The 5,737-nt window shown below is 36.7% G+C and carries 7 protein-coding genes and 4 pseudogenes; 5 read left to right on the forward strand and 6 right to left on the reverse strand.

Annotated elements, in window-relative coordinates; translation table 11 throughout:
* Nucleotides 1-193, forward strand: a 193-nt coding sequence (locus G9F50_RS20485; protein ID WP_221413095.1) for a hypothetical protein, incomplete at its 5' end; no start/stop codon positions are given.
* 108 nt (nt 194-301) lie between these two features.
* Here the strand turns inward: G9F50_RS20485 and G9F50_RS20740 are convergent.
* The 3 pseudogenes from G9F50_RS20740 to G9F50_RS20160 form a co-directional block, all read right to left on the reverse strand.
* Nucleotides 302-571 (reverse strand): annotated as a pseudogene (locus tag G9F50_RS20740) (DUF2992 family protein); the annotation flags it as partial.
* Between the two features lie 35 nt (nt 572-606).
* Nucleotides 607-726, reverse strand: a pseudogene (locus G9F50_RS20155) (peptidoglycan-binding domain-containing protein); the annotation flags it as partial.
* 130 nt (nt 727-856) lie between these two features.
* Nucleotides 857-971: pseudogene (locus G9F50_RS20160) on the reverse strand (N-acetylmuramoyl-L-alanine amidase); the annotation flags it as partial.
* 285 nt (nt 972-1,256) lie between these two features.
* On the opposite strand from G9F50_RS20160, the pseudogene G9F50_RS20165 reads away from it, so the two are divergent.
* The 3 genes and pseudogenes from G9F50_RS20165 to G9F50_RS20175 all read left to right on the forward strand — a co-directional run.
* Nucleotides 1,257-1,997, forward strand: a pseudogene (locus tag G9F50_RS20165) (RNase A-like domain-containing protein); the annotation flags it as partial.
* 16 nt (nt 1,998-2,013) lie between these two features.
* Entirely contained in the window at nt 2,014-2,304 is a 291-nt protein-coding gene (locus G9F50_RS20170; RefSeq protein WP_025284571.1) for a contact-dependent growth inhibition system immunity protein, read from the forward strand.
* 526 nt (nt 2,305-2,830) lie between these two features.
* Nucleotides 2,831-3,004 (forward strand): hypothetical protein, encoded by a 174-nt coding sequence (locus G9F50_RS20175; RefSeq protein ID WP_165406616.1) that lies wholly within the window; start codon nt 2,831-2,833, stop codon nt 3,002-3,004.
* Nucleotides 3,005-3,124: 120 nt separating this feature from the next.
* Here the strand turns inward: G9F50_RS20175 and G9F50_RS20180 are convergent, their stop codons facing one another.
* Genes G9F50_RS20180 through G9F50_RS20190 form a run of 3 tightly spaced genes read right to left on the reverse strand, consistent with a single transcriptional unit; the run spans nt 3,125 to nt 4,856 of the window.
* Complete coding sequence (locus tag G9F50_RS20180; protein WP_060561989.1) at nt 3,125-3,862, reverse strand: hypothetical protein; 738 nt, start codon at nt 3,860-3,862, stop codon at nt 3,125-3,127.
* Nucleotides 3,863-3,865: 3 nt separating this feature from the next.
* The gene (locus G9F50_RS20185; protein WP_231945411.1) at nt 3,866-4,309 is read right to left on the reverse strand and encodes a protein-export chaperone SecB; all 444 of its coding nucleotides are present in this window, start codon (nt 4,307-4,309) and stop codon (nt 3,866-3,868) included.
* Entirely contained in the window at nt 4,272-4,856 is a 585-nt protein-coding gene (locus G9F50_RS20190; protein WP_060561990.1) for a hypothetical protein, read from the reverse strand. The genes G9F50_RS20185 and G9F50_RS20190 overlap by 38 nt, the downstream gene beginning before the upstream one ends.
* A 651-nt stretch (nt 4,857-5,507) precedes the next feature.
* Here G9F50_RS20190 and G9F50_RS20195 point away from each other — a divergent pair.
* The coding region (locus G9F50_RS20195) for a T7SS effector LXG polymorphic toxin (RefSeq protein WP_260398197.1) at nt 5,508-5,737 on the forward strand (230 nt) is incomplete at its 3' end.

Below are 5,737 nucleotides of genomic sequence, written 5' to 3' on the forward strand. Positions count from 1 at the left end.
AATCACCGATAAACTATCGGCAATTGGCTGTTTAAAAGGTGTTTTGACCCCTGTCTCAAAAACGGGGGGCAGTCCCATAAGAAGGGCTTCTTTTATTAATTCAATTTCGCTTTCGTTTTTGGTCCGTAAATGCGTCTGGCTTCAAACCATACTTGAGCTGAATCGTACTGAAACGTTCAGCCGCATTTACTGATGTAAGTGTATTTGAATAAATTGCAGAAAAACCCTCCTCGTCTTGAGAAGGGCTCTGACTTATACTTCTTTTTCTCTAAATCAGTCCGAAGCAAAAAACTGATGCCGCTCAACTTTTCAATCTGCCCCTATGCTTTTCTTTTGCTTTTTGTTTTCTGATTAAATATTTTTGTTCCTTTATTTTTTCTCTTTATTTTCTATTCAGTTGTTTTTTCTTTTCTTGTTTCAAGCTCCTGTTTTATCGCTTTTTATGCCTTAGTTGATATCCCGATATTTTTCATCTCTTTAGAAGCTTGTCGTTGCAATCTTTTTGGGTTTAATTTCTTAGATTTTGCTTTAACACAAACCTCTTCTTGTCAGTGTGGGAGAGAGTCTGTAAAAAAGGAAAGGGTCTCCGCTTATTTTAACAACACTTCAAGTTTTACTTTGGTTCAAGCGCATAAATTCATCAGCTTTTAATCCATTCATCAATTGAAATCGAATTACTGCATTCGCTGTCTTCGCTCTATATGCACCATCAATCCCGAAGTTCTTTCGCTATAATGAAGGGCGACAGCGCCGTTCGAATCTGTTTTACGCTCTCCCCTCGGATTTTAATGGGTTTTCAACTTAAAAAAACCGGAAGACAAGAGGAAGGATGCTTTCTTGCCTTCAGATGAAGAGCCCCCTGAATCACTTCTTTATCATCGACGGCAAAATGATAGCTTGTCGATTCGCTGTTACCCGACATATAACTGATTTCATTGGCGGCCGCATCCGTCATTTCCTGTATTGTGAATGATTTTCGGAGTGCCGCTGTATTTGCCATAAAAAACTAAATATTCCGTTTTTCAAATACAAAAAAACAGCTGGATTAACCAGCTGCTGATCGTTATCACTTTAGCCGTTCAGTGATACGAAATTTCTGTATTTCTCTGAAATGAACAGGTTTCGGCAAAGACCTACGCCTTAAAGGCGATGTTTATCTCCCTTGCAGTATACAGCGAATGTACTTCAAAATCAGCCCAAAAAGCAGTTCCGTCCCCAATTCGCCCCTCGATGAATGATGACAAAATCAATAAATAAGCATCGTCGGACTCAAAGGTTCCGGCTCAGCTGTAAAAGTAACAAGCAAGCTCGCTAAAACAGGTGCCGCCAAAGTGGATAACGTCTTGGAAGCCGGAGAAAAAGCGGCCGCAAAACATGTAAAAACCGGGATTGAAAAAGGACAAAACTACATCAATTCCTTTTCGAAAAACAAGTACGAACCCGCGCTTGCCGGAATAGCACAGGATATTGAAAATACTCACAATGTGAAGAATACGCCTTTGTTGAAAAGTATTATTGAAGATCAGAAAGAGAGTGTTCTCAGTAAATCAGTGACTTCTGACAATAACGGCATACATAGTGTTAAACAAGGAGACAGCAGTCCTCTCGCACCAGGCGGTGGCTTAGCTGCTCATGAAGCAAAAGGCGGGCATCTTATAGAAAGACATGTTGGGAAAACAGATAAAGAATTAATAGAAAGACTGAAAACTGATCCTAACCCACATATTACAGCTTCATCTACTTTTAAAGATAGGGCTACCGCTGAAAGAATTGCTAATTCAGTTTTAAACGATCCAAAAAATATAAAGAAAATCGAAAATTGGATTGATGATCCTAAAAAACCTAAATTAATGTTAAGATACAAGGGCGATGGAGAAATAATCGGCAGAAGTGTATCAAGAAATTCAGATCTAGTAGAAAACGTTACAAACGCAAAAATTATACTCAAAAAAGATAATAACGGTAAATTTATCCTTACAGGATATCCAACCAAATAGAAAGAGAGGAAGTATCATGGATGAAAGGTATGATTTCTTAGATGAATTAGAAAATTTTTTAGGTGCAACATTTCATCAAGATACCCAATCCCCTGAACACGCCTTAGACGAATTTATTGAGGAAATTAGTAAAGAAGGTTTGCTATTTACAGTAAAGTATTGCGAAGAGTTTCTAAATAGCGATCTAACTAAAGAAGAAAAGGAAGACATTATAAAGTGTAATGCAGAAATATATTTCCCGACAATTGGCTTACCGCCTATAGAATGGTTAAAAAGTGTAATAGAACAACTAAAAGAGGCTATTTAAAAGAAACACTGAAAGGCCCCCATTTTATGGAGGGCCTTTTTATATTGATACCGAATTTTTCGGCTTTCTTATCGGATAGAAATGCAATACCGACAGTGCGGTTTGGATCTACTTGACGGCATCACTAGCTGAACTTTTCAACTATTTTGATCCTAAAAAGAGATACAGCCAATAAATTTCTAGCCAAAAAATCAAGTTCGCCAACAACTTGCGAATTTGATAAACCGGCATTATTAAGGGAAATTAAAAAACCCTTGCTACGCAAGGGTTTAAGCTATGATTCCGACATGGCTCGAACCAGCTACCTCTCCCCTGTCAAGGCAGTGATTATCTTCTGATACGAACAGACGTTTTATTTTCAAACCTTATTTTATAAGGTTTGCTGACCAGTCTTTCTGATTAAAAATCTTCTGTTTTGGCTGAAAATGAACAAGTTGGTCCCCAATTCGTCCCCAACTGTCCCCAAATCAGATTTATCGACAATAGAACCTACGTTCGTATATGATCCTTCAGGAGTTGAATCGCAATGATCGATTTTGAGCGTAAAGTATATCGGATTATTTTTAATATGACCCGCTTCGGAAAAAATCCCTCCATGGAACAATTGAAAAGGAAAACAGGAAAGAGCGAAAAGGATATTCGCGCAGCTGTGAAGAGCTTAATGATGAAAGGTGAATTGAAATGGGATAAAAAGAAGTAAATATGGAGTATTTAACATGGTACCAATAAAAAAAGAGTTTCTGAAAATCTCTAAGACCTTCAGAAACTCCCTCTTTTGGGGTTATAGATAAATTTGCAACAGTAAATAAACAAAATAAATTTAATTAGCCATTTCTTTTAAATCCTCATAACCAACAGGAATAAAAGAAGAATGCGCTCCCCATGAGTCTAACTTTAGTTTAACACTTAACTTTGCCTCAGCTGAAACAAAATGTATATTATGTGCTATATCCCTTTTATCGAGCTCACTTCTTAAAAAGTCCATATACATAACTTCTTTGCAACTTATACTGTTAGGGCTCGCCTTACACTCATAAAAGTTACTCAACTTTCCATCCCATTCACCATAATCTACAGTAGATCTATTAGTGCATCCGTCTGTTTCTTTTTTGTTGCATTCATAGTAAATCCCTCTAGTATGGTTATCAGCAGTTAAGTACACCTTTGCTCCCCATCCTCTATTAAGGTAGCTTTGATAGTCATTAAGGCTGCTTACTCCTCCACCTTTTATCCCTATTAATAGAGCTTCTAGAAGACCACCTCTTAATTCGTCTATCTCATCATCAGAAGTACATTTTAGAAAAGCGTCTTCTATTATATCTGCTATTTCAAATCTATTTGGCTTATCTTTTATAAATTGTGCCTTCCATATTTTCAAACTATCAGATAAACGCCGTGAAAATCTCCAACGCTTTGATGCCTGGACCATTCCACAAAATTCATAAATGTAATCTCTTTTTGTTTCAAAATGCTTGGACACCTTTTCTATTGAATCAAGAATATGAGGTGCAGGTGGATAGTCCTTTCTCTTAAACTTAACATCTTTCGTTTTATCCATTTGTTACTCTACCAATTCTTCATTACTCTTATTTACTTCCAATGTTTTCAAAACATCAATAGTAGGAATGGTAAAAATCGGGAGACCCATACGTGACAACATACTTGCCACACATTCTCTCACATAAGGAAGTAATAAAGGGACTACTTGGTCATAAGTGTATTTTTCAAATTCATCCTCCTTTGAAGGATCAGACAAATTACATACAGCACTATAGACAATATCAAAAAAGAAAGGGCCTTCTTCCTCGAACCCGACTCTAGCTCTAAGTGCTATTTCAGCTTTCGATGAATCAATTAACTCAACTCTTCTTTGTAAAGAGATTTCTACTTCATTTTCAACTCTATTCTCTAAGCCTCTGTTAATGCAATTCATTTGTTCTAATTTCACTTCATCTAACTGAACACTGTTAGCACAAAGGGTATAGTACCCCATCAAATCTTCCATATAAAAATCCTCCTATAAAAAAAGGACTACTTTTAGTAGTCCTTTGATACGGCTTTTCATTTCCATCCGTTTTACTACCATATCCAATTTTATAAAACCTTTTTTTGCTAGTCAAGACAGATCTTTCCTGAGAAGCAGCTTGCTCACTTTCATTACATATAGACATGTATCCATGTAAATTATTAGCTATGGAAATAATCACATTTCTCAAATCTTCAGGATACTGCATATCAAGTTCTTCATTAAGAAGATACTCTTCATATTCTATAGAAGAAATAACCTGTAAATCGTCATGCAGTTTTTGGTTTAGTATAGAAAAAGACTTTATTCCCTCATCTGTTAACCATCGCAAAAAGATTTTGTCTTGTTTGTTTAAATTATCGACATTAATTCGTTTAACAAAATCATCAAAATTTGAGGAGTAATCTATTTTAAAGTATTTTTGCAGGGCAGTGGAATACAATTCTAACAACCTATTCAACGCTTTATTGATTTTATTATCCAGGTCATATTTTGCATCCAAGCCAAACCATGCTCTGATACTCATTTTAAATCCCTCCAAATTTTCTATTCTACATGGTTAAACAAGAGAAGTCAATTGGAATTTCTTGTTTATCTTTGATTAATATACTACAGCAACTCTCAGTTTACAAGTGAAAAGTTTGGTCTATTTTGGGTATACCCTGACGAAAACCTTTTAAATCATGCATTGAGCATACCAAATTTTTTTAAATTGTTTTAAATCATTTTAGTCAGAATTTTCTCTAATTATTCTAAATAAGTTTCAATTTATATTAAGACGATGAATGTTTGTAAATAGATGGCAAACGTACGACATACAAAACCATCCTCATTTCGAGAAGGGCTCATTCATCATAGGGACGGTACCTCTTCCTGCCAGCTTTCAATTCTTTTTAAGGGCTTGTACATGTCCAAGCAAAAACAATGCGACTGTCCCAACCTTTTTAACCGGCTTGAGCATTCCAAAAGTGACAAGGGGGCCTTAAACGCTGCCGGGTGTTTCCAAGCAAGCTACCAGCTGATAACCCTCATTACTTAAATGTTTAACTACTCAGGAATAAGCAAAAAGACTCAGGCCAAACTATTCATTTTCCCCTTTTGAATCGTACAGCGATCTTTTTCTTCATTCCTCCATGGTAATATCTTGTTGAAGTATTTCGAATGAAAGGATATGGTCATGAAAGTTTTCGAAACAAACAGCCTGCTGGCCGCCGCCAAACAGCGCGCGGGTGAATATAAAAAACTGCGCGGTCAGATGGTCAATCTAAAAAAAGCGTTTCAAGGTATGGCTGACCTCGGTGACAGCGACTTCTCAGGCCGGGGCGCTGACAACATCAAAGCCTTTTTCCAAGACCACGCCGGCGTCACAGACAGCTGGCTTGATCTGATCGACATGAAAATCGCATT

Origin of the sequence: Bacillus sp. EKM206B (genome assembly GCF_011066015.1) — a bacterium.
GTDB classification, from domain to species: domain Bacteria; phylum Bacillota; class Bacilli; order Bacillales; family Bacillaceae; genus Bacillus; species Bacillus velezensis.

Excerpts from the sequence above, each read along its gene's own strand:
- G9F50_RS20170 (WP_025284571.1), top strand. The coding sequence starts at position 2,014 with ATGGATGAAAGGTATGATTTCTTAGATGAATTAGAAAATTTTTTAGGT.
- G9F50_RS20175 (WP_165406616.1), top strand. The coding sequence starts at position 2,831 with ATGATCGATTTTGAGCGTAAAGTATATCGGATTATTTTTAATATGACC.
- G9F50_RS20180 (WP_060561989.1), bottom strand. The coding sequence starts at position 3,862 with ATGGATAAAACGAAAGATGTTAAGTTTAAGAGAAAGGACTATCCACCT.
- G9F50_RS20185 (WP_231945411.1), bottom strand. The coding sequence starts at position 4,309 with ATGGAAGATTTGATGGGGTACTATACCCTTTGTGCTAACAGTGTTCAG.
- G9F50_RS20190 (WP_060561990.1), bottom strand. The coding sequence starts at position 4,856 with ATGAGTATCAGAGCATGGTTTGGCTTGGATGCAAAATATGACCTGGAT.